19 protein-coding genes are annotated in these 24,647 nt (G+C 50.7%); 12 read left to right on the top strand and 7 right to left on the bottom strand.

The features are described from left to right. Positions 1-87: 87 nt before the first annotated feature. Positions 88-3,294 (bottom strand): DUF499 domain-containing protein, encoded by a 3,207-nt coding sequence (locus Z052_RS00925; RefSeq protein WP_099288548.1) that lies wholly within the window; start codon positions 3,292-3,294, stop codon positions 88-90. A gap of 96 nt (positions 3,295-3,390) precedes the next feature. Between Z052_RS00925 and Z052_RS19565 the strand changes: the two genes are divergently transcribed. The 4 genes from Z052_RS19565 (at position 3,391) to Z052_RS00905 (ending at position 8,419) form a co-directional block, all read left to right on the top strand. Next, a complete protein-coding gene (locus Z052_RS19565) occupies positions 3,391-4,131 on the top strand; it encodes a hypothetical protein (RefSeq protein ID WP_144049948.1) in 741 nt (246 codons plus the stop codon). 194 nt (positions 4,132-4,325) lie between these two features. Next, a complete protein-coding gene (locus Z052_RS00915) occupies positions 4,326-6,077 on the top strand; it encodes a DEAD/DEAH box helicase (protein WP_099288544.1) in 1,752 nt (583 codons plus the stop codon). Then, positions 6,070-7,221 (top strand): hypothetical protein, encoded by a 1,152-nt coding sequence (locus Z052_RS00910; protein WP_099288542.1) that lies wholly within the window; start codon positions 6,070-6,072, stop codon positions 7,219-7,221. Before Z052_RS00915 ends, Z052_RS00910 begins: the two co-directional genes overlap by 8 nt. 205 nt (positions 7,222-7,426) lie before the next feature. Beyond that, positions 7,427-8,419, top strand: a complete 993-nt coding sequence (locus tag Z052_RS00905) for a toll/interleukin-1 receptor domain-containing protein (RefSeq protein WP_099288540.1) — start codon at positions 7,427-7,429, stop codon at positions 8,417-8,419. A gap of 166 nt (positions 8,420-8,585) precedes the next feature. Here the strand turns inward: Z052_RS00905 and Z052_RS20365 are convergent, their stop codons facing one another. From Z052_RS20365 to Z052_RS00890, 3 genes are read right to left on the bottom strand one after another with little or no spacing between them, the layout of a single operon-like run. After that, complete coding sequence (locus Z052_RS20365) at positions 8,586-9,635, bottom strand: hypothetical protein (protein WP_199058210.1); 1,050 nt, start codon at positions 9,633-9,635, stop codon at positions 8,586-8,588. Next, positions 9,622-10,314: a hypothetical protein gene (locus Z052_RS00895; RefSeq protein ID WP_099288538.1), complete on the bottom strand. Its 693-nt coding sequence runs from the start codon at positions 10,312-10,314 to the stop codon at positions 9,622-9,624. The genes Z052_RS20365 and Z052_RS00895 overlap by 14 nt, the downstream gene beginning before the upstream one ends. Next, complete coding sequence (locus tag Z052_RS00890) at positions 10,311-10,697, bottom strand: hypothetical protein (RefSeq protein WP_241897865.1); 387 nt, start codon at positions 10,695-10,697, stop codon at positions 10,311-10,313. Before Z052_RS00890 ends, Z052_RS00895 begins: the two co-directional genes overlap by 4 nt. 624 nt (positions 10,698-11,321) lie before the next feature. Here Z052_RS00890 and Z052_RS19560 point away from each other — a divergent pair. Next, positions 11,322-12,356, top strand: a complete 1,035-nt coding sequence (locus Z052_RS19560) for a hypothetical protein (RefSeq protein WP_144049947.1) — start codon at positions 11,322-11,324, stop codon at positions 12,354-12,356. Between the two features lie 202 nt (positions 12,357-12,558). Here the strand turns inward: Z052_RS19560 and Z052_RS19555 are convergent, their stop codons facing one another. After that, positions 12,559-13,320 carry a hypothetical protein gene (locus Z052_RS19555; RefSeq protein WP_144049946.1) on the bottom strand — a complete coding sequence of 254 codons (762 nt, stop codon included), beginning with the start codon at positions 13,318-13,320 and terminating at the stop codon, positions 12,559-12,561. A gap of 136 nt (positions 13,321-13,456) precedes the next feature. Here Z052_RS19555 and Z052_RS19550 point away from each other — a divergent pair, with 136 nt between their 5' ends. Then, on the top strand, positions 13,457-18,022 hold the full coding sequence (locus Z052_RS19550; protein ID WP_144049945.1) for an ATP-binding protein: 4,566 nt from the start codon (positions 13,457-13,459) through the stop codon (positions 18,020-18,022). Positions 18,023-18,699: 677 nt separating this feature from the next. On the opposite strand, the gene Z052_RS20360 is transcribed toward Z052_RS19550, so the two are convergent. Beyond that, positions 18,700-19,101, bottom strand: coding sequence for a hypothetical protein (locus tag Z052_RS20360; RefSeq protein WP_199058208.1), 402 nt, complete (start codon positions 19,099-19,101; stop codon positions 18,700-18,702). Between the two features lie 203 nt (positions 19,102-19,304). On the opposite strand from Z052_RS20360, the gene Z052_RS19545 reads away from it, so the two are divergent. Continuing rightward, entirely contained in the window at positions 19,305-19,814 is a 510-nt protein-coding gene (locus tag Z052_RS19545; protein WP_144049944.1) for a hypothetical protein, read from the top strand. A gap of 245 nt (positions 19,815-20,059) precedes the next feature. On the opposite strand, the gene Z052_RS19540 is transcribed toward Z052_RS19545, so the two are convergent. After that, positions 20,060-20,386, bottom strand: coding sequence for a helix-turn-helix transcriptional regulator (locus Z052_RS19540; RefSeq protein ID WP_144049943.1), 327 nt, complete (start codon positions 20,384-20,386; stop codon positions 20,060-20,062). Positions 20,387-21,127: 741 nt separating this feature from the next. Here Z052_RS19540 and Z052_RS19535 point away from each other — a divergent pair. The 5 genes from Z052_RS19535 to Z052_RS00845 form a co-directional block, all read left to right on the top strand. After that, the gene (locus tag Z052_RS19535; RefSeq protein ID WP_144049942.1) at positions 21,128-22,219 is read left to right on the top strand and encodes a hypothetical protein; all 1,092 of its coding nucleotides are present in this window, start codon (positions 21,128-21,130) and stop codon (positions 22,217-22,219) included. 114 nt (positions 22,220-22,333) lie between these two features. Continuing rightward, positions 22,334-22,684 (top strand): hypothetical protein, encoded by a 351-nt coding sequence (locus Z052_RS00860; RefSeq protein WP_241897864.1) that lies wholly within the window; start codon positions 22,334-22,336, stop codon positions 22,682-22,684. Then, positions 22,684-23,229 carry a hypothetical protein gene (locus Z052_RS00855; RefSeq protein WP_099288524.1) on the top strand — a complete coding sequence of 182 codons (546 nt, stop codon included), beginning with the start codon at positions 22,684-22,686 and terminating at the stop codon, positions 23,227-23,229. The genes Z052_RS00860 and Z052_RS00855 overlap by 1 nt, the downstream gene beginning before the upstream one ends. Then, on the top strand, positions 23,226-24,332 hold the full coding sequence (locus Z052_RS00850; protein ID WP_099288522.1) for a site-specific integrase: 1,107 nt from the start codon (positions 23,226-23,228) through the stop codon (positions 24,330-24,332). The genes Z052_RS00855 and Z052_RS00850 overlap by 4 nt, the downstream gene beginning before the upstream one ends. Positions 24,333-24,407: 75 nt before the next feature. Next, on the top strand, positions 24,408-24,647 hold a 240-nt coding region (locus tag Z052_RS00845; RefSeq protein ID WP_144049941.1), incomplete at its 3' end, for a hypothetical protein.

Here is a 24,647-nt window from a genome sequence, read left to right as displayed (position 1 = left end):
CCGTGGGAATCGCTTCGACGGTTGAAGTCTAGTATGGCTCCTACAGAGGTCACGAATCCATTCGACCGGAACAGGATGGGAACTTCGCTACTTTTGGAAGCTGATCTCGACGTTCAGACTCGACGCCTCATCGGGCATTCGCTCGAACAGGTCTTGGATCTTGGTGTAGTCCTGCTCAGATCGGAGTGTTAGGCTCACTTGCGAGCGTTCGACGTCAGCGGTTCCCTGAAGCGCTCCAGGGACGCCCTCGCGGTCCGGGAGCATGAACGTGACGTCGCCGTACTCCACGGTCCCGGCCTGGCTATCCCGTCGCCATTTCTTTCGCAGGTCAGCGACGTCGTCACCCTTGTACTCGAACCGCCACGTCTCCGACCCGACGTCGGGGATGCGGAACGGATACCCCGGAACCCAATCGGACGACTTCTCGGAGCCCGTCGGCCCAACGACGTACACTGGGTCCTCTTCGCGTCCGAGGTTCTGTAGCAGGAACGTCTGTACCATATCTTCGGTGACGGTACTGTCGAAGCGATCCGCGACCTTACTCACGGTGAACTGGTCTCCGGCATCGAGGTCGTCCAAGTAATCCAGGATCTGCCCGCCAATGCGGTCCGACACGGTCGGGACGATCTTCACCGTCATCGGGTTCCGATCGCCGAGGGAGTCCAGATACCGTCCGCCGGCTTCCAAGACGTAATCGTCGATGAGGAACTCGTTGACCGCCTCGCGGGCAGCCGTCTCGGTCTCGTCCGGTGAGAGGAAAACGGTTTCGTCCGCGCGGATCTCACCGATGATCGTTTCGACGTTCGCGTTCCCCTCCGCTTCGATGGCTTCCTCGATGCGCTCGGCGAGGTACGACCCGCCGACGGTCGTCGCGCTCCCGACGTCGCGGAGCGTCGCATCCGACTGTGGCTTATCGAGGATTTCGTTGCCTCGAACGATCACGTACTGGTCCTCGCGGTTCAGACGCCCGATCGCACGCATCACGACGTCGTGACTGTCGCCGTCGAGCCAGACCTCGCCGTCTTCGACCAGTTCCAGCTCGAAGTCTCCGATGTCGAGCGCCGTCGTTCCGCTTCCGAACCGCTGGCGGAGCTCCTGTTCGACGTCGTCCACGCCCCAAAGGTCCACATCGTCCTGTCTGATCAGGACGGTGTCCAGCGAACTCCCGGAGAGATCGTCACGGAAGCCACCGGAGTCACGAGCCAGCACCGGCTTTCCGTCGAGCGCTTCCACCGTCGCGTTCAGAACATCGTTCGCGCTTCCAGGAATCGGAAGCTCCGGGTCGCGGAGGAACTGCTCGTACACGTCCTCGATCGAGATCTCGCCACGACGCTCCAGTAGATCCGTCACGATGGGCCACACGTGCGACTGTAGGTCGAACGGATCGGCCGCCGCGGAGTCCGCGATGTTCGAGGCATCGAGCTCCGGCCCATCCAGCACGTAGACGTCCAGGTCCATCGGGGCCGCGAGGTCGAACTCTTGGAGAAGGTTGTCGCCGTCCAGAACCTCCCCGTAGAGCAACTGTAGCTCTTCGCGGAGCTCGCTCTCTTCCTGGTCCTTCATCGACTGAATAGACTCGCGGATCTCGTCGTCGAGCGACTCGTCGGCGAGCACCTGGCGAGCACCCTCGATGTACCGCGCCTTGTCGATGTACCGCGTTCCGGACTCGATCGCCTTGTCGCCGGACGGCTGCACGAACACGAGCGTGTTCCGCCACTCGCGGCCGCGCCCGTCGTTCGTGATGACGCGCTCGACCTCCTCCTGACTCCACTGGTCGTCCTTCACGACGACCTTGATGTCGCGGTCGTCCGGGACGTCCCGGATGTCGTCAGTCCGGAAGCCGACGGGGTGCGCGTTCGACCCAAAAATGTCGGTGATGAAGTCGGCGATCTCGGCCTTCGCCGACCGTTCGGAGACATCGACCGCAGCGTTCCGGATGAGCGCGTTCGGGTTCTGCCGGTCGCGGATCGCGTACTTCCCGTTCAGCTTGTGGAGGTGCCACGCGACGCCGTGTAGTCGTTCGAGGTTGAGCACGATGTCGGAGACGAGATCGCCCGTCTGGTACGTGCCCATCACGATCTCCGAGACCTCGGCACCCTCACCTTCGCTCGGCTTCAGCGAGTAGAGGAGAATGGTGTTGAGGATACGACGACCGTGGGGCACGTCGTCCTCATCCACTCGACTCTTGATGTCGCCGGTCGCCGCGTTCAGACGTTCGTAGTTGATCTTGGCGAGTTCGTCCTCGAACTCGATCCCGTCGATGTCTCCGTGGGTAATCAGGTCCGTCTGGCCCTGCATTTCGAGGAGCACCTTCGAGAAGAGGTAGATCATCCCGCGCGTGTTCTGGTTCCCCTCGTCGGCGTAGTACCGCGTCTCAAGGGCGTCAAGAAGCACGGGATGGAACGGGTACAGATCGTGCATCTCCGACAGGAGACCGTCGGGAATTGAGACGTGGTCAGACTGGTCGTAGGCGTCGAAGTATCCGTTCACGATCTCGCGGGCGGCTGATTCGTCCGTGTCCTCGATCAGGCGGTGGTGGAGAACCTCTCGCTTGTCCACCTGGTTATTCATGTTGACCTCGACCGCCTGTTCGCGGTTCAGAATATCGTGGACCTCGGAGTCCTCGCGGAGAACGGAGACGATAGTGTAGAGATCTAGGTCGGACAGCGCCGTCGATTCGAGCAGGGACTGGAGGAACGCCTTGTTCGCGCTCTTGCGGTCTCCCTGTAACGTGTCGAACCAGTCCTCAAGTTCGTCTACGAAGAACGCGACAGTGTCGTCGCCGACGGCGTCCTGAATCGTCTGCATGTCCGGGTAGCCGCCGGACTCGTACGTTCCGGCGTCGGCGTCGAGCGCTTCGAAGAACGGCTCCCAGAGGTACTCGTACTGCTCGTTCTGCATGGCGACCGTGATCGGTGTTGCCGACTCCGGAAGCGCTGATTCGAACCCCTCGATCTCGTCAGCAGCCCACGAGCCCGCAGCGACAGGATCGTCGAAGCAGTGGTACAGCGCCACCAGCTGGTGGGACTTCCCACTGCCGTAGGGGCCGTAGAGAATGTGCGTGCCACGAGGGTCATCGCCCGTCAGGGAATCCCGAAGGATCGACAGGGCCTCTCGGAGGCCCTGGGTCATCAACGTGCGATCGAAGAAAAGCTCGGCGTCGGACTCAAACTCGTTCTCGTCGTCCACGTTGTAGAGCTTCACCTGCCCGTCTATCTGTCCGTCCTCTCGAAGCTCACGGCTGAGGGTGACCGTGTCATCGAGAGTCTTAGACAGGGAACCTGCTTCCGACATCTGTTGTTACGTATACAGGCAGCCACTAAGCAAATAAACACTATGGAAGAAACGGGGAGAAGTCACTTATAATAGAACTCCTATCTAAACTAACTAATGCACTTTGAAGGATCAGTTCTCGTGGAGGTGGATGGCAACATAGTCACTCCACATTGGAGAGGACAAGTGCCGTGCCCCCCAAAGTTTGATATTAGGGATATTGACGCAGATAGCCCGATTGAGTACGTAATTGGAGATTGGATTGAACAATACGGGCGTCGATGGATTGATGAGTTTACTGGCTCTGCTAATAGAGTCAACTGTCCTGATGGGACACTCACACCGGGTAATGTCGAACGCCAAACGCCGACCACTGCAACGCCCGATACATGGTACTGTAAAATCACGGGAGAACCTTGCCCAATTCAAGCATTAGTGCCGACTGACAATAAAGAGGCTTTTATCCGGGGTTGTAATGTTGAAGAGGCCGCTGAGGAACTTGACAGGCCGCCAGAACAATATAAAGAAGGACTTTTTCAGGCTGTCCGTAAGGGGAAGTTCACGGGTGAACACCATATGGCAGGGCGTGAACCTTGCTGGCAATGCCAGCAGAAACAGGCTGTTGAAGATGTTCACGATCCATGGGCCCTCACAGCTCTTCACCTACATCTTGATGAAGAGACGATAGATCGAAAAAAGAGATTTCGCCGGGCAGGTTTGGAATCGTGGGTCGGCCATCCTATCTGCGCCGAATGTTTCTTAGAACTCCCCGACTTGTTCCCTGATGTCGAATTTTCCAAGTGGGGACTAGACTTAGAACCCTACCGGGCAGTTCCATACCGGTTGAACTTCGATTGAATGGTGAGACAGATCATAAATTCTCTCCCATACTCTAACGGAATCGCAGAAACTACCATTCTGTGCGATACCCCGCCACTCTGTACTGACCGGAACTGGATCGGAATTTCCCACCTGCTGAGAGTTTCAAAAATCCTATCTACAGAAATAATCGCTACACAACATATTTGACGGTCAACTAACTCTCCAACTATATGAGCGATTTTGACCTCGTGGATATCGAGGTCACCCAAGAGTCAGCGGACGATGTTCTATACGCAGACCTTGGTGAGACAAGTGAAGATCACCTTCACACTGTTCAAGCAGCTCGTCTACAAGCCGGTCAGCCGGACTCCGAACTTCGTTCACTGAAGCAACTGGACAAGAATTCGGTCAAGATGCTCGAACACCAAGTCGATGCGGCGTACCGGGCCCTGTTCGAGATGGACGGCAAGGCGTTGCTCGCCGACGAGGTTGGCCTCGGGAAGACGATCGAGGTCGGCATGATCCTCAAAGAGATGCACTTCCGCGATACGAATGACTCTGTCCTCATCTTGACGCCCGCCCAACTGGCCAAGCAGTGGCAGGCAGAACTCCGAGAGAAGTTCGGACTGGAGTTTGTCTGTAACTACGACGACGAGTTCAACGGGTTCGACAGTCACGACTACATCATCGCCAGCATCGACACGGCCAAAAGCGACAGATACCGACAGACGGTTCTCGCCCGCAACTGGGACGTACTGGTTCTGGATGAAGCCCACTACGTGAAGAATGAAGAAACTGATCGGTACGACCTGATCGACTCCCTCTCGTACAATTACGCGTTCTTCCTGACGGCGACCCCGATCCAGAACGAACTGACGGACCTGTACAACGTCGTCTCGCTACTGCGCCCGGGTCTGTTCGGAACACGTGACGTGTTCCACCAATACTTCGTCAATAGTGACCAAGAGACCCTCGTCAACCGTAACGAGCTCCAGGACCGGTTGAACAAGGTGATGATTCGAAACCGACGCGAAGACACAGACGTGGATTTCACCGAACGACGGATCGACACGCGAAAGTTCGACCCGTCTCCAGCGGAACGCGAACTCTACCAAGCCGTATCCGACTACGTCAAAGGGGCCTATAGTCAGGACCAAGGGCAGAAACTGGTGTTGATGCTCCTCCAGAAGGAGGTCGTTAGTAGTCCCGAAGCGCTTGAGACGACGATCCGAGGACGACTTGACGACCAATCCGAACTGACACAGACGGAAGAGCTAGAGTCAATCTTGGATCTGATCGATAACGTTGACACCGTCACAAAGCAAGAACGCCTACTCGATATCGTAGAAGAGGCACGGGATAACGTTGAGAAAGGTCGTGTGATTGTCTTCACTCAGTTCCGCGCCACACAACGCCGCGTAGCCGAACGACTGGCGTCAGAGGGCTACACGGTCCACTCGTTCCATGGTGGCCACTCTAGTCAGGAGAAAGAGGAGATCATCGAGAACTTCGAGGAACAGGGCGGGATTCTCGTTTCGACCGACGCAATGTCGGAGGGACGCAACGCACAGTTCTGTAATATCATCGTGAACTGGGACCTTCCCTGGAATCCTATGCGCGTCGAGCAGCGTATCGGTCGAATTCATCGGATTGGACAGAAACGGCAGGTCTACGTGTTCAATATGGCGTTGAGAGATACTGTCGAAGAGTACGTTCTTGAACGGCTGTATCACAAGATCGATCTCTTCCAGCAGAGCGTCGGTGAACTGAGCGAGATCCTCACGAGGTTGGAAGAGTCTGGGAAGAGCTTCGAGGACGAAATCTTCGAGCGATTGGTCAACGCCGATTCAGAAATCGATTTGGAGAACGATTTCGACGCGATGGCAGTCGATCTTCAGGAGCAACGCGACCTAGCTGAAAAACTGGAAGAGTTCAACAGCGGTGTCTTCGAGGGCTTCGATTTGGGGACCGAAGATGACTGATGCCGCTGTTCCAGTGACACAATCCGCAGTAGAAGAATTCACAGAACGATATCTTCGTTCAATCGGTTCGCAGATTGAGATTCAGGGAAACAAATGGGAGGTGAAGATTCCAGAGGATGCCGAAACCGGCCTACCGACAGGAAATCTCTCCCTCATTTGTGATACGGTTGAAGAAAGCGACGGGAACTCCACACAACTACATCCGGAAAGTTCGTTCTTCCAAGAAGTCCTCAAGGATGCCGCTAGTCGCGCCCCTCTCGGGAGTGTAACGATCAACGCGTCGAACACGGATATTATCGTACCTGACTGGCTCTACGAGAGCGAAATCTCTGTATCCAATATTGAGTTTTCTCCTTATTATGACCGACGGGCGCTTGCCGTTCTCTTCCAGGTGGGCATCGAAACGGTGAGCGAGTATCAACGTGAGTTTCTTCGCGGGATTGTGGTTGATACTCGATCCAAAGAAATTCTTCCCAAACTTGACCGGACATTTCTGAATCTAACTAATCCGAGCAACCCCACAATTACGTCCCATGAGATCGAGACTGAACCGGAACAAATAGAACAGCTAGTTGATTCTTGTCGGGATCCTCTTGTTGAGGACATACAAACGGAAGTCGACGATATTCACCGTGAGGCTTCACGGGCCGCTGATGCAGAACTTGAAGAATATCGTCAGCTACAGCAACAGCACGAAAAGGAATTAGCAGAGAGGCTCAGTCGTCTCCAGTCACAGATTGAAGAGTTGAACGCGACAATTAACGAGAGCGACCAAAGGAAACGGGTTGAATCCCTCAAAGAGCGCCGGGAGTGTAAATCAGAGTTCGAAGAGATTGAATCTGAACTCACAAAACTGCGTCAACGACGAGAACAGGGCTATCCGCAGAAGCAGCGTGAGATTCGTGACCGACATGCTCTTGAGGTGGTTGTGACTCCGATAACCGTCACCGAAATAAAATATGAGCGAGGCGATATAGAGTTTGAACTCGTGGGAGCAGATGCTTCCAAGACAATAACTGTTGCATATGGTAGTGGAGTCGGGGTTACCGATGAAATCTACTGTGAGCTCTGTACAAATACTCTCTCAGCAGAGAGACCCCTTGGATCATTACAAGGAGGTTTACGATGTGTGGACTGTGTCTGAGTTATTTGGCTTCGTTGAACTCCTTATTTTCGGATAGATTCCTGTCTGAAGTTGTGGTCGCTGAAGAATGCGTATCGACCGTAGAAGTTCTACTAGTCCAAAGAGATGTTTCGATAGCCCTGTAAAATAAGCAGGAACCTATGATTACTAAAGATAATTCTCTCTCTCCAACAAAATTTTATCTCCAGATTACAGCCATCTCAATATGGCAAGGCGAAATGAAATAATAGAGACTGTTCTGGAGGTAGTCTATGAAACATGGGAAGATAATCCGTTTGGAACCTTTGAAGGAGATTCGGTTGGAGACGAGGTCAGGAACCGTCTTGACGACGATATAGACCACAAGACAATGCACCATGTCATGCAGGATATGGACTCGGAATTTCTTATAGAGCATACAGGTGCGATGGGTTCTCTTGGGATGGTCTCGGCACGGGCAAATGGGATTGAGAAGTATGGCGAATCAAACCAAAGTTTCCTTGATAATCAAAACTATCTCGAGATCTTGGAATATCTCATAGATGTTGACGACGAAAACCCCGGAGAATATGTGAATTCAGAAGATATACGAGAAGATGTTGATCTATCAGATGAGGAAATTGAGCGCAATATCTGGTATCTGGACAAAAAAGGACAAATTGAATTAATGCAAGCTATCGGGAGTACTTGGGTTGCTACAAGAGTAGAACCAGCAGGGAGGCGAATATACGAGGAAATGAGTGGTTCAAACAGAAGTTCAACTGAGACAACCATAACTGAGGAAGAGTCATTAACTGACTCTGAATATGATGTGTTCATTAGTCACGCGAGCGAAGATAAAGGTCAAGTTGCGAGACCTTTAGCTGAAGAACTATCACAACGTGGAGTAGAAGTATGGTTTGACGAATTTGAGTTAGAAATCGGAGATAACCTCCGCGAATCCATTGATGAGGGCTTATCGGAAACGCGATATGGCGTGGTGATTCTATCAGAGAACTTCTTTGGAAAGAACTGGACAAAGCGTGAGTTGGAAGGATTAACAGCCCGGGAGATGGGTCCTGAGAAGGTGTTACTTCCGTTGTGGTATGAGATTGACAAAGAGACCGTTCAATCACATAATCCCGCGTTGGCAAATAAAGTTGCAGAGAAAATTAATGAGGACAATATCCCTGAGGTCGCGGAAGAAATATTTGGTATTATCAAAGACAGGGAAGACTGATTCAGCCTCTACACCCTACACGACGCTTTTGATAAGGGTTGGAGAAGTTGGAAGCTACGTCGATAGTCGATCTCCCTGTACTGACCAACTCCAACTAAGAAACGTCAGGCTTCAAGAGCCTCAACAAGTAATACATCATTCATTTGAATAAATGCCGCCTGTGAATTTAGTGCCCAGCAGCAGGATGCGAATCGTCGTCTCGTTCGTTCTCAATTGGTTCGTAGTCAGCATCTCTTCCCACGGGAGCGAAGCCGGGGACATAGCTGAAGTGTTTACCTGGCTCTCCACGAAACATTAGTGGGAACGTCCCGCGATCGTCACGGGCACGGTACTGTGCCCCCCACTCCTGTAGTTCAGTCGTTGGTTTTGCTACGTGGGGAGCAGGGAGTTCGCCACGGTCGAGATCTTTGAGCTCAAGCACGCGAACCTCAAATTGGCGAGCCAGATCTTCAGTACGAGATGTCATCTCGGTTGTGTGACACAGAACTGGCATCGCGCGACAGGCAAATGCAACCGTACAGAGCCGGAAGAGTGTCGCCGGTGTCACGGGATCACTCGTCCAGTCTTTACACTGACCAACGATCCAGTCTGTTGGCTCGCCTTGTTTTGATTTTCGTCTAGCGACGACGTCGACTTCAAGCCCAAAGAGCGTCTGGCGAGTTTCAGCCTGATATCCCCAGCGTGTGAGTGCGCGTTGGAGCTGATATTCAAGCCATCGTCCGTCACCATGGCCGCGTCCGTCGACAGCTACAGTATCAACGTCGGGCCTGTGGTCAGGAATGTCGACGGAAATCGACCCTTCAGGTAAGACTAATGGAAGGGTCTCTCGGAGCGCCATGATTCCTTTGAGTGCTGTTTGGAACTTCGCTTTCGGCGAGTTGCTGGAAGGGTACGACCCTGAGTGTCCGTGGTAGCTATATTGTAGCAGCTGATCGAGACGCCGTTCGATGTGGACAAGTGCATCTTCGTACTCATCCCACGGATCAGCCGTACGAATATACTGCGTGTCTATTTCTGATTCCGGCTCCGGGAGGATCCGGCGAGCCTCTTTGATCGGACGGAGACTCACAAACAGGAGCCGCTGAGCGGTCACCTGCTGTTCGGTGGTGAGTGCCTGCTCGGACTCAAGTGCCTCACGCACCGATTCGACCGTGGCCGTGAGCGGAAGAAGTTGTTCGTAGTACTCGTCGGGGCGGGATGACTCACCAGTCGTCATTGTTGAGCGGGCTAGGGGTGAAGTGCTGCCGAGTAAGGGCCGTCTCTGAGAGCGGCTGAAGCGTCGGCTGACCCTGCTGTTGGAGGTGATGATACAGTTCGTCTTCAGTAACGGTATACCATCGGTGGCCATCGCGCTCGTGGTACCGCAGTTCGTCGTCAACGGCAACGAGGACACCTTGTTCGGTCGGCGATGTCGCATCGAACACGAGTACCTCTGGATCCGGATTCGTCCAGCCGCCACGAATCCATTCCAGTAGCGTGTCGATCGTCGGTGGATTCACCGGGTTCGGGTAGCGTCGTTCCGCTGGGGCACTTATCGCGACGTCGTCGATGGTGTCGCGACCACAGACACGCCAGCCAGAGCCAGTCCACTCGAGTTCCCGCCGGGTCCAGCTGTCGCCCTCGCTGTCGGGATCGAGAACGAGTCGGCGGGGTGGTGTCTGGGGTGGGTCCCACTGGAGAACACACGACCCAGACGCCGGAAGTGTGGTGTCCTCTGTTCGACGCTGGTGAGCGAACAGTGTAGCGTCAATCTGTGACCGGGCTCTCCGCAGCGTGGCAATCGGCTCTGGAGGGGACGCAGTCGCGTCGTCCTTGGCGACCCTCTCAAGCAATCGATGGAAGCTGGCGTCGATGTCTCGAAGCGTCGCCAGCGCGCGTTGTTGGCTGCTAGTCATGCGGTTTCCTCCGGCTCGGGTTTGTAGCAGGCTGTCTGTAGCCGCCGGATGTATTCGGCGAGTGGTTCGGTAGCTTCTGTCGCGGTAACCGTCTTAGATCGGTCATCGTAATCGATAGCCCCGCCGTCGTCGAGTGTTTCAAGATGTGTTTGCGTCAGCGCAATGTAGATCGAGGTTCGTTCGTCACTACCGACTTGACTAGGGTCGATTGCGTTCTCGATGGCCGCAATTTCGACGGCGAGTTCGTTTGCAGTGACCTCACCGTGAGAGCGCGACAGCGACAACAATACGCGACGACGTCGACTATTTGTAATCGCGTTGAACGCGATCTCAGGATCCATCGGGATGGCGAGTGATGCCGTCTCGTCGCTCGAAGCGACCATTCAGATCGCCCCCATTGCTGGCGTCGTTCTTCGACGTGATTGTCGCGTCTTCGTCCAGCTGTCGTCGAATCGAGCATCGTTGACCCTACGCAGGTGTACGAACTGTACGGTATGGTGAGTCAGTGGGTCGTTGTTCGGAGCTCCACTCTGTGAGACAGAGTTATGACTCCTGACCCTGGTAATTAGGCTTGCTGTCATTGACTTGGCAGCACGGTTCCTCCGGCGTCCTAGCGCCGGGGGATTCCTCCAGAACCGTGCCATTTCTGTGTAGGATAGATTGTAGCTTTTATATTCGTGTCACAAATCTATCCCCGCTTTTTGTCGGTTTAGAGCGACTGTACAGGCAGGATTGGCTTGTATTTTAATTTCTTATTAAATCACACATCACTACCTTCGGTAGATAAAAATGAGTCCCTCTCAGCACACTTGTCTCAAAATAAAATCTAGCTTCAGAATTTACGCCTGAGCCTGGAAGCTAACAGTGCCTAACCTTACCAAGTCATTCCAACGAGAATTTGAAAGACTTGGTAAGGTATATAATTATCAGAGAACAAAATGGCATATATCTGCGTTATATCCCACATTCACACAAAATATATTGCGTATTAGCGTTGAAGGGGAAATATGGGAAAGATCAAACCACCGGATACCTCGTTTTCGTCACCAAGGGTAAATTCTGATGCAATTACGAAAGAGCGCCTTACGATTCTCTGGGCAATCACACTTTGGTACAATGGTATTGGAATCCAGCATGGGACTGACTACTATCACATAAGTGCTAGTAAACCACCATCTCTCCAGTCGTTACTCGGTTGCTCTGACGAAGAGTGGAAGGAAGACTACGCACCTGCACTTGAGTACATTTCGGAGGACGATGGTGTTACTGAAAAGACCATTCTCAGGCGCAAAGTCTCTTGGGCACCAACAAAATACCTCCTCAGGCTCAGTTCTGAACTCTTTAGTGACTATCTTGAACAAATCGTCGTTCCAAATTCTGCCTTTAATCCAAATAAAGGCCATATTGGTGACCCGCTCGAATCGTTGCCCCACCGTACCGCTACTGAACAGGCATTATCATGGCTTGAGGCAGCGGGATGTCGGTGGAAACTCTACCCAGGACAGCCGGGCCATCCACGAGCAGATATCCACGGAATAGCAAAACATCCAATTCATCATGACACAAAAATGGATGCAGAAATTGAAGTCATCTCTGATCACAATAATCTGGAGATGTACGCCAAAAAATACGCGATGTTCACGGAACGTCCCGGAGATTCGACGTGGATATTCGAAAACAGAGAGGCGGCTGGAAAGACTATTAACAAGCTCTCAAAGGGTCCTATGCAAAGTTATTTAGAAGACAGAAATCCCCCCTGTAATATTGATAATGCCCACCTACAGAACCCGGAGAATTACGCAATTGAGACACTAAATAGGTATCTTGAGCAGAGCCGAAATAAACCACAATACACGTGTCCTGGAATGGACTACGTCCAGACAATCACGGGAATTCATGAAAGTCGTAGTTTCGATCCCATACGACGTCCAGTCACCATTTGGGATACAAATACGGACGAGATCAAAATTCTTAGACCGTCGGATCGAATCTCCAGTATAACTCTTGAAGAACTAAATGCCGGAACTAAACTACGGATGTAAAAGAAGGATACACAGAATATGTTCTGTGAGGAATATCGAATTAGACGACAACAGACGAAAGGCCTGATTGATTGGTTTCAACGCCAATAATTGAGATCTCGTTTAGAGATTTGGATCTAAATATAACGATCTATCCGTTTAGATTATCCGTAACTGGTACTTTTTATTGAGACGTATTTAGTATACAATACTGACATGAAAACTAACTATTGAGTATTCGCTCCTGCATCAAAGATGTTATTAGATCTCTTACAGGTGACGGGATATCTGGATTGTTTAGATGAGGAGTCAAACCGAGGAAATCCATCGAATCCATTCGGGCGTGCGTAATTCGGTGTTCTGTGGTTTGTATGATACCGTTCTTATTGTTACTTTTACGCTCAATGATATACTGATGTTCAATATCAAGATTGTATCCGTATAATTTTTTCATCTCCTTAACGGGATACGTATGATTATCTTTGTGGCCAGTAAAAGATACTACTATGTCAGGATCTCCTTTATCAATAAAACCCTTGATAATCTCCACGCAGAGATCTCTGTACTCTTCACGCAAATCATCCGTCAATTTTTTTAGACCGTTTTCATGCTCGGATCTTCCATTTGTTCTCAGGAAGTTTCTGTTTGTCTCTATTGTCTTGTTAAGCATATCTTCATTTCCCTTAAAAATAAAATTTCTAATTGCTGTAGCAACGGAGTAACTTGCGTTTCCTGGTAGGTAGTCATGTTTCTCAGGGAATCCAAAGTTGGGTTCATCTGGTTTGGAGAATCGCTTCATGTGTGAGTGTGGCGGTTCTTCTCCCGAGCCAGGATTTCTTCCCAGAATTATGATCTTAGGATCCTCAGGAATTGGGCTGGTTGTCATTTCAAAACCTAGTGGGAAAGCTTTCCGAACAGATTCATTTTCGTTCCAAAATTCCCACATTTCTTTTTGCTTCTCTACTGCCCAATTTTCAAGTTCCATATGTATAAGGTAGATACTTTCCAATAATTGTATTATTAAATATTTGTTATACTATAGTACAGAATTAAAATCGCTGTGCCTATCGTGAACTACACCGAACAAACTTATTTGTTCGATGCTCCGGAAACTTATACAAATGATCTCGGAGCAAGTTCTCATTTCCCTAGCGTATGATACCGGGACTGGAGTCGTGAAGCAACTTCGTGATGAGCGTGCTTGCCGGCAAGCGGTAGAGGATGCAGCTGAGTCAACAGCCTCTGAGATAGACGGGATCACCGAAGCAGATTTACTTGATATATTTAGGGCCGAACTTGACGGAGAGGCCCTTGCCACTATCGACGTTTCAGATGCTCGTTCGGAACTCACACACGCCCTGAAAGTACAAGCCAACACACCTAGAAATATCTCTTACGGGGCTGTACTCGATTCGTTTCTCCAAGCTGTCGAGTCAAATTTGATCGAGACTGGACAGCCAGAGGCCGTGTCGCGTATTCTCTATGAGTATACGAAAGAGACGAACGCGTTGGCAGAAACTATCACAGCAGAAATACAGCACCGTCACGACCGCTACCACCAAGATCTAAAATCACTTACTCGGTGGAGTGAACGGCTGGCTCCTGAACCATCCAGCTATCAACTTCCTGGGACTGAAACCCGGGTTGATCTTCCAGGAGTCGACGCTATCAACTCAGCTGTTGATACCGGAGAAAACGTCTTAGTCACGGGCCCTGCGGGTGTCGGGAAATCTGGTGTTTTGGCAGAACGCTACCACGAAAGTACGGAACAGAACCCGGTCTACTTTCTTGATGCGCGGGAGTTCGGTCAATTCGACTCGATCACCGCTGTAGAAGGGGCGATGGGCATACAGACAAGTCTCCGTGACGTATTCGGCGAACTCGCCACTCAGTACGACCAGTGTACGCTCCTAGTTGATCAACTTGACAATGTTCGAACTGAGCCAGTTGCGACCGTTTTTCGAAATCTCCTGCTGGATCTGGCTGAGGTTGATGGGCTCACAGTCATTTGTGCCTGTCGTCACTGGGACCTCGAGCAACCAGTTTACGAACGGTTAGCAGAAGCTGACACCTTCCAGAAGGTTACGCTAGAGCCCCTTTCAGAGTCACAGGTACAGTCACTCCTCACGAACATCGGAATCGATGAAGGTGAACAGACACAGGAGGTCATAGAGTTATCCCAGAGCTTACTGAACCTCTCGCTCTTGGCAGACGTGTATGTCTCAGCGGATGATTTCGATACAAATACGATTTCCTCGCAAGTCGCACTTTGGAACGCTTATCATGACTCACTAGATCGAGAGGGAAGTCGTACAAATGGGGCTGTCCCCCAAACTTGGGAGGACAGTCCTGTCGAGCGCGCAGTTTCCCACGCAAGAACCTCGCTCCGAGATGGTACTAGTACCTTCACGATCGACGATCGAAACCGAGGTGACCAACGATTAATCAGCCGTGGAACGATTACCGAAGATTGGAAACGAACCTATCAGTTCCGACACGACCAACTCCAGTCATACTTCTATGCGCGGGACGCCAATGAACGGGGCTGGAGCGTCGAGGATATCCTTGCAGACGGTGTTGATGAACGCATTGCTGCCGATGTCTTCGACTGGCTGTTACAGTTTTACAGCGAAGACTCTGCTAGGTGTACATCGTTCATCCGCAACGGCCTTGGATCAGACTCACCGCTCGGGTTCTACGCTCGCTACGTCCTTGCCGCGTCAGCCCGCGATCTCGGCCCGAGCCGCTTACCTAGAGAAACAGTCACGGCCATTGTCGATACCCTCCAAACAGATAGGGCACTTGCCCGTGAATTCTACCGCGATCTTACCTCACCGGACTGGGTGCGCTATCTTGTCGATAAACAGCGACTGAGTAGTTCCGGACAGTTCGCCGCTAACTACGTCGCGGAGCTTGCTGATGAAAACCCTGATCTCTTCATTGAGGCAGTCAATGTTGACAAACCACCATCTCGAAGCCATCTTCGAGCATACCTTTCGGTGACTGAAGTACTCAACGAGCAACACCTCGTTGAATTTACAGACTACCTAGTTGAGCAACTTCCGTCCGTAGAATCTGATACGGTTCACCGGCTAGGACGAGACCTACGCAATTTGATCGAAGAACTGTTGTCCATGGGTTGTGCCGACGCTGCGCGAGAATTGATAACGATTTTGACTGAACCGACAGGGAAGGAAGCAGAGGAACGGGAACTCGCAGGCAACACTAGTATCAGCGTAACTATTGGGAGCCGCATAAGGCCACAGACACTACATTCGCTATTCGACGAGCGAGGTGAGGAACTGGTCGAGACCTGCGGTTCGTCTCTCGTGTCTATCTTAGACGAGAACTTACGGACCTGTTTGGATTATTTAGCGACAGACTACGTTGGTGATGTAGCTCCCGAGCAGGCAATGCGGAGACAGACAGCACTAATCGTGGCAAATCCGACCCGTGTTGAGGTCGCTCTGCTCAGGGCATTAGAATCATCGCTCGCACATCTCCTCACAACGGATCCGATACCTGCACGCGAATATCTTCAGGCGTACCGAACGGAGGGTGGTGTATTCAGGCGAACCGCGCTGGCTGTACTCGCATCTGTACCTCAGGAGTCCAAACATGAAGTCCGTGAAGTTTTGACAGAACCGTCGAACATCGATGACGATACAATTACGACCGAGTTCATCACGCTCCTCCGCGAAGGGTTCGAAGTATTATCTGCTGACGAACAGGCAACACTACTGAAGCGAATTATGGACGGCCCAGACGAGGATGCGATCCGAGAGAGAATTAGTGATCACCCCGATATCGAACCCGGTGATGAACTGGATCGCGAGGTCCGCACCCGTGTTGAGCGCTGGCAGCTCCGCCGACTCTACCAAGTTCGAGACCAAATCGAGGACCCCTATCGATCTACGGTCGAACAGCTGATTGATCGCCACGGCCACATCGAGTACAGTCCAGGCTCTGGCTATCGTCTCCCGGTGTCAATTGGAGACGAGCAAGACGAAGCGACGCATGACGTTGTCGAACTTGACGCTGAGGAGTTCGTTACAGCCTGTATTGAGTACGCCAGACAATACCAGCCTGAGACAGAACCAGATTCATTCACCGCCGGGACTCGGGATAGACTTGAAGAGGAGGTTTACGACCGGGTTTGTGACTCTCCAAACACGCACCTTCCGTTATTCCCAAAACTGGTCGAGACGGGAGACGAAGTCTTCGTCGACAGATTTGTCGCAGCACTTCAATCACTCATTATCAACAGAGATTACGAAGACACGACGATCCATAATTGGGAACCAGTCGTTGAAGGCCTAGTAGCGTTTTGCGATTCCGACTCGCTTGAAACTACATGGCCACGAGACAGTCGCCAAAGTGTAGCAGAACTCCTCCAAACAATCGTTGGTCACAAACGCAGTACACTACCGGTTGCTGAGTTTCAAACCGACTTAGCGACTGTACTTACAGCGCTACTTGCTGATCCAGACCCCGAAGAATCAACCGAATCTTGGAACCGTTCCATCGGAAACGAACGCGCTGTGTACGTTGATGGGGTTCGAGCGACGACTGTTGTCGCTACCTCACACTTTCTTCGAGTCCTTCATGGAGAAGAAGACAGCCAAAATCATCAAGATCTCTGGGACCGCCTCGTGGATCTTCGAACGGATCCTGCTCGTCCGGTTCGGTTTGCTATCGGAAAACAACTCACGACCCTGTATGCGTTGAACGAGTCGTTCGTCACATCCAACCTCGATACGCTGCTTCCAGAGGGAGAGAGCAGAGAAGAGCTTTCGAGATTCACCGCGGTTTGGGAAGGATACCTTACAACCCGGCAACTCCGTCCCAGCTTGTTTGAAATGCTTCGATCGAAGTATGACCATGCCATAGATATCCACAAGCGGTCCGTTACAGACGATCTCAAAAATCAGGATACGAATGCTGATGTGGAATCCGACGATGAATCAGAATCGTCATCGACTAAGCTCTACGGGGCTCCGGGATCGATCCCGACCCAAGCAACATACGATGCGCGAGCCTTCGAACCCCTTTGTTCACACCTGGCCTGTGCCTACGCTGAATCCTGCCTCGATTTGACCGATAATCTCATCCAGTCTGTTTTGGCTGTTGACCCTTCTGACTTGTCAGCAGAGGATCCAGCTTCCGCGGATCGTGTATTCGCTGATACGTTCTCTGATATACTATCGAACGCGAAGTCGCCTGAGACTGAACACCAGTACTGGGAACGGATAATGGCATTCTGGACTGGACGCTTAGAAGCGATAGAAGATACTCCTCCGACCGCTCTTGGACAGTACGCGGACGTTTTGGCGAATACACCACCAACTGCGTCATTTGATGACGTAGTTGAACTACTCGTTGAGACCGCACCCGCAATGACAGATACACTCCATTCTCGCCGTGTTTTGGAGTTCCTAGCTACTGAAGTGGAAGATGGAGGCAAAGAGTCAGCCTGTGAGGCGATGATAGTTTTAAACGCACTAGTGGATCATACCGAGCAACCCTACCGATTTACTGCCTCTGACGAGCGCTGGACTGTTGTTACTAAAGCAGCAGCAGACGGTGATGAACGAGCTCTCCGGGTTGCAGAACAGTTCTTCCAACAAGGAGAGGCTGAGTATGAACGGGTTATCGAACGGTATAAGACCGACTCTGAGTCCCCCTAGTTGGGCTTGAACTCACAACCACCACTAGCAAACGACTCCGGCACTCATCAACTCTCGAATCGGTGAGAGTGATGTGTTCTACAGATGTACTTCCACACTGGACAGAGCCACGACGCCATACTGAAGCGACCCGTTTGACATCACCTCCCAAGACCATCGAGTTCTGCGACAGCAAAACAAGATAAGATGTTGAAGAGACTTGGAGCCGACCTACCCAATCCAAACCACTCTAAGCAAACTCGCCGTGAGTTAGAGAACTCCGATACCGCTGACTGTTCCCGCTCCATGCTTTGTTCTGATCCTTACCAGCAATCGAGATACCATCGTATATCAAGATATTATCATACGCTCCGCTTGGAATTCCCCGCAGACGTTCAGACTCCCTGTTCTATTCTATTATATTACTTACTCTGGATTTTACGGAGTTGTCTAATCTGCCGATATCTACGGATTTTAGGCCTCAAACAGCGAAATAACCCCCATAGATGTCCGTACAGCCTTTACTCAGAATTTCGGCGGTTTTCGTAGTTGAACAGCTGATTTACAGAGGTTCAGAAAGCAGATTACAGACCTTCCAGAAATATTTTACACTGTTTAAGTAATAAATCGATCATATCCAGTCACAATGGATCCAAGCTGTGACGACAAAATTCAGTTGTAGGCGATAGAACTGTATCCTAGACGTCCAAGATGTCTTCTAGATCTTTGCCGGTTAATCCTGCCTGAATCACAGCTGGATAGTAATCGCGATTCTTCTCAAGTCCCTCACCGTGCTGGCGCTTGTGTTTTACATTTAATTCGTCAAACTGGATGTCGAGTTCGCGTCGGATGTCACTTGGAAGATACATTAAAACGCTCTCACGGTTCTTGATAGATTCTTCAGAGCCAATAGAATCGGATTTATCTAAATCTCTGTCCTGATCTTGGCTATTCGTATCGGTATCTTCGGTTTCTTTTCTGCTAGTAGGCGTATTATCAGTCTGTTTCTCGCTATTCCCATCTGTATTGTGTGACTCAACAGAAACACCAGATGAGAATTGGTCGATAAACTGATCTGAATTTTCTTCACTATTTGTCATGCGGTTCCCTCCAGATCCACTACGACGATGAACTTTGTCTCCATATGATCTTAGACGGCATAAGCGTCTAAAACATTTTAATTCTTTTGCCAGATAGCTATATATTTACTGAAACTTAGAATACGATGAGCACTAACAAGGAAATTGGCATATGATTATAAATTAGACAAAGATTTTAATTTGACCACATACAACCAGTTATCATGGACAATATAAAGGAACTGGCCAATTTCTGTGATGGCGTTGATGAGTTACAGGGCAAAGAAAGGGTCATGGCAGATATTAGCCGCTGGGTTTCTGATGATCAAGTAGATATCTACTGGCGACAGAATACTGATAGATATCCCTCATTTACCCCGGTAGGGCAGCCTGCTCCAGATATGCTGATCGACGATACGGAAGAACTCTATGCGCTATGTGTGGTCCACGGAAAGGGGAACAGCGAGAAGATACGTGAGACCTTTCGCAAGGCCGTTAATATCTGGGAACGAATGAAATCCGATCCTCCGGACTATGACAAAGGTTTCTCCAAAGACTTACCATCAGGAGTCCTTGTCGCGACAGAACAGAGTCAAAGTGGGCACCTATTTAGCGGGAATAAGAATCGAGAGCATTTTGTGAGATTCTCTGAGGATAGACAGCGAACAGCTAATTTGGGCTTTGTTCCCCAGCGCGAATTTGCTGTAACACAGGAGGCTATTCGCTCGGCCTAGACATTTACTAAAGATCGTGGTAAGTCGGGCAAAATCGGTGTTGGAGCCTTGCTATCTTCTCGCCTTGATAGCAAGGAAGACAGTCAGAGTGAAGATTACAATCCTGCTGCTTTCTACTACTTACCTGGAGAGTCGTAGCCTCAGAGATGGGAGTCTATTCCATGGTTTCTGTGGAGTTAACAAGATAGAACCTCTGTCAAGAAACTGTGTTGAGAACTATATTCTACGCATATATTGAATATTTATCAAAGAAACGAAAAAAGAGACTCTTGCAATTCATCCACGTATATTTTTACCAGATCTTTACCGTAGATCCCCTCACCCTCTATCTCACGCGTTTTTTCATCGATTTCCGTATCGTATCCGCCAACGAGATATAACCTTCCTTCACGTGTAATCTGGTAGACCCCGTTCCCGACTGGATCAACAAGATCATGATCACTCATAAGAGAAAGTCGTCGGGAGATATTTGATGGACTACTGTGGATATAATCGCGTTCTGATAGTTCTTTTGGGGCTTTTGGGCCTTCTCTAGCCAAAACCTCAAGTATTCTATCATCCCAGATTACCATCCAAGATCCAGATCTCCGTGGTAACATATCCTGTACTATAGAATCAGCGCTGTAATGTATTCCGATCGTTGTATTTATAGTGCTTGCCTGTATATATACAGTCGCCGCCGGGTGCCGGTCAGTACTGAGAGTCTTGGTTAGTGATGAAGGGAATCCGTTGCAGCGGATTCCCATACGGCGGCGTCAGAGACCACCTCATGAACGACGCCACCTGCGGGGAATTGAATCCCCAACGGACGAAAGACTCGCAAAGTCAAAGAATTAGCGATAAGAACGATGGACTCCAGTTGACGTGTTCAACGTCGCAAAAGCGTACTGCGAATGTTACTCAAGACTCGTCTGGAAATCCATTGGGTGTAGCCATCTGGTTGAACGCGGATGAATTAGACGCGATTGGAGTTGGAATTGGCAATGCTGAAGCCGTAGAGATCTTCGTCAAAGATGGAGATCTTCAGATTTGCTCTTCTGAGGAGGCGAGAAAGTAATGCTTCTGGCGAAGAGTTGGATTCGTTTTTGTTGTAAGGATGGGGAGCAACAGAGGGGTACCCAAACCAAAATTTCGAAGATAAGTCGAGTTAGAGCGTTTAATTGGGAATACCGACGACCTAGCCAGCTGTGGACAATCAAGGAGGATCGACTTCTTCCCCTTGTCTGCCCCCAGATCGGTGTAAGTAGTCATAGTATAGAGAAACGAGTCACACCAATCTGGTGGGACTATAATCGTCTGGAGTGGTGGGCGTGATGTCCCGTGCGAAAATTGATTGGCGCGTCCCATCAGCAGAGTGGGAGTCATTTGTTGAGTTTGTTTACTGTGAGTACGGGGATAATGAGCGGTACGTCTCTCGAGAAGTCGAACAAGCCATGCGGGAGTGGGCTGATCTTGACGGGCTAGCACCCATCGAGAAGAGGGTTAATCGGCTTGTCCGTGCAGCGGGTCGGACAGTTGAAGACAGCCCCGAGAAAAAAATTGCCTCAACCAGTCCTGAGGATGAGGATACAACTAGAGTATCTCATCGAGTTGATGCTCAGGTGAAAAATGACTTCGCAGAGTTCGTGAACCAAACAACTGAGGATCGACTGGGGCTCGTCTTAGCCCGAGCACTCCGACAACATCGGATGGCGGATCGCCCTCAACGGCTACTAAATAAATTAAACCGTGTTGTTGACGACGCAGAGTCTCTACTAGCTGAGATGTCAGAGGATGACAAACTGAACACTCGGCAGAAGCGTACGATCGCGATCTGTAATCATCTCGGTGACCAGTTCACTAGATCTGAGTTAGAAGATGCTATTCGCAGTGTCGTTGGAGATAGCCCTCCAACGATACGTGACTATACCGAGAAGGTTCTGGCTCGTCGAAACGCTGTCAAGCATCCAAACAATTCGGAGCTATACATCCCTGAGGCAACTGTACGAAAACTTGGAGTTGACCCTAATGCACCTGCTATTGATCGAAAACCGTACGATGATCTGACACGGGGAGAGAAGGTCCATGGCCTTCAGGTCGTATTGGCAAGTCGATCCTTGGCGAGCAACGGGAAATACCAGGCAAACGTTCAGAAGGTGAAGCGAGAGATATTCGATCGCGAACCATCGGATTCGCATTCTCGAGAACTAATCCGACTAGCTGATGAAGCGAGAGGGTTCAACCTCGCAAACCGAGAGGGAAAACTACGACTTCGGGTTGATATAGAGAAAGTAACAGACAGATCTGTATTGGAGGCAGCCTCCAGCAGGCTCCACAGTAATTCACCGTCAGCTGATGATGAAGGGGAGTCGCTGAAAGAAACGGTTCCTGTCATCAATAGCGGTCAGAACACGGAGGTAAGATGATGACAGTACTGCGTCAGGTGGCCAATAATGAGTGACAGCCGTCACACTGCGACATATCCCACCGAAGACCAATATCAACGGTGGCAGAACCGAGCTGACGATTTGGGGATGTCGATGTCAGAGTTCATCGAGTCAATGGTTGAAGCTGGATTGAAAAAGTTTGAGCCAACGGTTAATCCGGACACGACGAAGCAGGAAGTTCGAGAACAGCGTAACGAGCTGAAAGCGGAACTTGATCGTACTAGGGGAAGGATACAGGAGCTAGAAGATATCGTGTATCAGGGAGAGCGGCAGATAATCAAGAGGTATGTCCAAAACAATCCTGGAGCGACGTACGACGAAATTATCCAACATCTCATTGACACGGTACCTCAGCGGGTTACATCCCACTTAGACGACCTAGAAGGAGATACGATTCAGCGTACCGAGAATGGCTATTACCCGATTGAAACAGAGCGTGAATAATGCCACGGAAGGATAGCTACCCTGACTGGCCGGAACGATCTGACGATGCGCCCGGAGAACGGGACGTGGAGTATTGGCTCGGAGTCTACAGTTCAATTGATAATGTCCCAGATCGTTATCGGCTCAAGAGCTATGAGGCCGAATTCCAAGGTAACGACACATGGGAGCGCTATTTAGCGACCCGTGGCGATTTAGCTGAGTCAACAAAGAAGAACTCGTGGTACCCGTGTGGTGATCGCTTCAAGAAATTCATGCGGGAGGAAATTGGACGGCATCATGCTCTCCCACATCCAGACAATATTGAAGCATATTTAACACATATCAGAGATGGCGGATACTCGGTAAAGGTCACAGAGCGGACTTTAAATACGGTTTACTACCAGCATCTGTCGCCTCTGAAGACGTTCTTCAACTGGCTGGTACATCATGTCGATTACCCTCACGTCTACAATCCAGTCTTATTAGCGGCACACGCTGAGGGTGTTACCCGAGAAACGTGGTACTGGCAGACTGATTATAAACCTGGTTACGAAGATCGAAAATGAAAGACAATCAGAGAACGCATGAAACCATTGCCGAAGCGTTCGGACGGACAACGGATCCATTAGCAGAGTACGACACCCAATTCAAGCATCTAGAGGTAGACCCGTTTGATCTGTGGTTAGAAGAACAGGTCTACAGTCAAAACTACTCCGACGGGACAGTAGAAACGAAGAAACGACGGATCGACCAGTGGATCGAGTTTATGAATGAACAATATGATCGCCATCCAGCAGCCCCGACGACGCGCCACGTTATCGACTTCGCTACCCATTACTTGGATGACCGAAACAACGCAAAAGACACGGTTTCAGCAAAACTGAGAACGCTCAGCCAAGTGTTTCAGTATTTCCAAAACGAGCCTGCCTTCCCCCATCCTACAGATTTCAACCCGTTCGATGCCGCGAAGGGGAAAATTGATCTGAACGGTGACGACCCAAAGGACCCACGCCCAATCCCAGTCGATGGGCTTCGGGATATCATCCGCGATGATGTCAAGCATATTCGCGACCGAGCGCTGATAGTCACCCAAATCAAGCTGGGAATACGGGCATCAGAAGCGTCGAACATCAAACTCAGTGAAATCCACATCACCAACTCCGAAGTTCAAGACCACTATAACGACCTAGGGACTCACCCAGTCATAAAAGGTAGACCAAACGCCGTCTACATCCCACACGACCGGAAGCGAAACAAGTCGAAGCGCCCGCGGGTCCTACCACTAGACGACGAACTACGCCGTGTCCTGCTTCAGTACCTCTTGTGTCGCCCGGACAACGGGCGTCCGTGGCTGTTCCTGTCGAAGTCGGGCGGGAAGAAATTGGACCAGGACAATATCAACGACGTCTGGAAGAAGTACTTTAGGCCGGAATACGGCCCGAACAAACGCTACCGGGGCGTGTCGTCCCACTACGGGCGACACTACTTCACGACGTGGTTCAGGATCGAACGGGAGTGGCCGCGCGACCTGATTAAGTACCTTCGTGGCGACCGACAGAGCGGTGGGAAGATTCGGTCGACCCGGGACGCTATCGATTCCTACATCCACGCATGGTATGAGGACATAGAGGATCAGTATCGTCAGGAAGTCTACAAACTCCGGATTTGAACAAAAACCATGTTGTGTGACTTGGCTGAATCCTGGAAAGATACGGTGTATTATATTGAACAGAAGACCGGATACGTGGACGAAGGCGAAGTGAGGAAGATGGTGCTCTGGCGAATCTATCTATGGGTTGTGATGTTAATTGGGCTTCTGAGTATGGCTTTGTTTGTATCGGCAGTGAGTACGATTCAAATTCAGGTGGCTATAGTCAACCTCCCCGGCACATTTGGTGCTGTCCTGCTTGCCTTAGCGCCGCTTAGGAAGGATATTATAGTAGTTGCTAGAAATAATTACTCAGTTTTGGAATCGAGAGTTGAT

It is taken from the genome of Halorubrum sp. C191, assembly GCF_002727095.1.
Classification (GTDB): domain Archaea; phylum Halobacteriota; class Halobacteria; order Halobacteriales; family Haloferacaceae; genus Halorubrum; species Halorubrum ezzemoulense.
Note: the sequence above shows the minus strand (reverse complement) of the source record. Positions and strands in the feature narration are given on the sequence as shown.

Bases quoted from the DNA above. Each gene is read 5' to 3' on its own strand.
- Z052_RS00910 (WP_099288542.1), top strand. From the start codon at position 6,070: ATGACTGATGCCGCTGTTCCAGTGACACAATCCGCAGTAGAAGAATTC.
- Z052_RS00895 (WP_099288538.1), bottom strand. From the start codon at position 10,314: ATGACTAGCAGCCAACAACGCGCGCTGGCGACGCTTCGAGACATCGAC.
- Z052_RS19545 (WP_144049944.1), top strand. From the start codon at position 19,305: ATGGACAATATAAAGGAACTGGCCAATTTCTGTGATGGCGTTGATGAG.
- Z052_RS19560 (WP_144049947.1), top strand. From the start codon at position 11,322: ATGGGAAAGATCAAACCACCGGATACCTCGTTTTCGTCACCAAGGGTA.
- Z052_RS19535 (WP_144049942.1), top strand. From the start codon at position 21,128: ATGTCCCGTGCGAAAATTGATTGGCGCGTCCCATCAGCAGAGTGGGAG.
- Z052_RS19540 (WP_144049943.1), bottom strand. From the start codon at position 20,386: ATGGTAATCTGGGATGATAGAATACTTGAGGTTTTGGCTAGAGAAGGC.
- Z052_RS19550 (WP_144049945.1), top strand. From the start codon at position 13,457: ATGATCTCGGAGCAAGTTCTCATTTCCCTAGCGTATGATACCGGGACT.
- Z052_RS00860 (WP_241897864.1), top strand. From the start codon at position 22,334: ATGTCAGAGTTCATCGAGTCAATGGTTGAAGCTGGATTGAAAAAGTTT.
- Z052_RS00855 (WP_099288524.1), top strand. From the start codon at position 22,684: ATGCCACGGAAGGATAGCTACCCTGACTGGCCGGAACGATCTGACGAT.
- Z052_RS20365 (WP_199058210.1), bottom strand. From the start codon at position 9,635: ATGACGACTGGTGAGTCATCCCGCCCCGACGAGTACTACGAACAACTT.
- Z052_RS00905 (WP_099288540.1), top strand. From the start codon at position 7,427: ATGGCAAGGCGAAATGAAATAATAGAGACTGTTCTGGAGGTAGTCTAT.
- Z052_RS20360 (WP_199058208.1), bottom strand. From the start codon at position 19,101: ATGACAAATAGTGAAGAAAATTCAGATCAGTTTATCGACCAATTCTCA.
- Z052_RS00915 (WP_099288544.1), top strand. From the start codon at position 4,326: ATGAGCGATTTTGACCTCGTGGATATCGAGGTCACCCAAGAGTCAGCG.
- Z052_RS19565 (WP_144049948.1), top strand. From the start codon at position 3,391: ATGCACTTTGAAGGATCAGTTCTCGTGGAGGTGGATGGCAACATAGTC.
- Z052_RS00890 (WP_241897865.1), bottom strand. From the start codon at position 10,697: ATGGTCGCTTCGAGCGACGAGACGGCATCACTCGCCATCCCGATGGAT.
- Z052_RS19555 (WP_144049946.1), bottom strand. From the start codon at position 13,320: ATGGAACTTGAAAATTGGGCAGTAGAGAAGCAAAAAGAAATGTGGGAA.
- Z052_RS00925 (WP_099288548.1), bottom strand. From the start codon at position 3,294: ATGTCGGAAGCAGGTTCCCTGTCTAAGACTCTCGATGACACGGTCACC.
- Z052_RS00850 (WP_099288522.1), top strand. From the start codon at position 23,226: ATGAAAGACAATCAGAGAACGCATGAAACCATTGCCGAAGCGTTCGGA.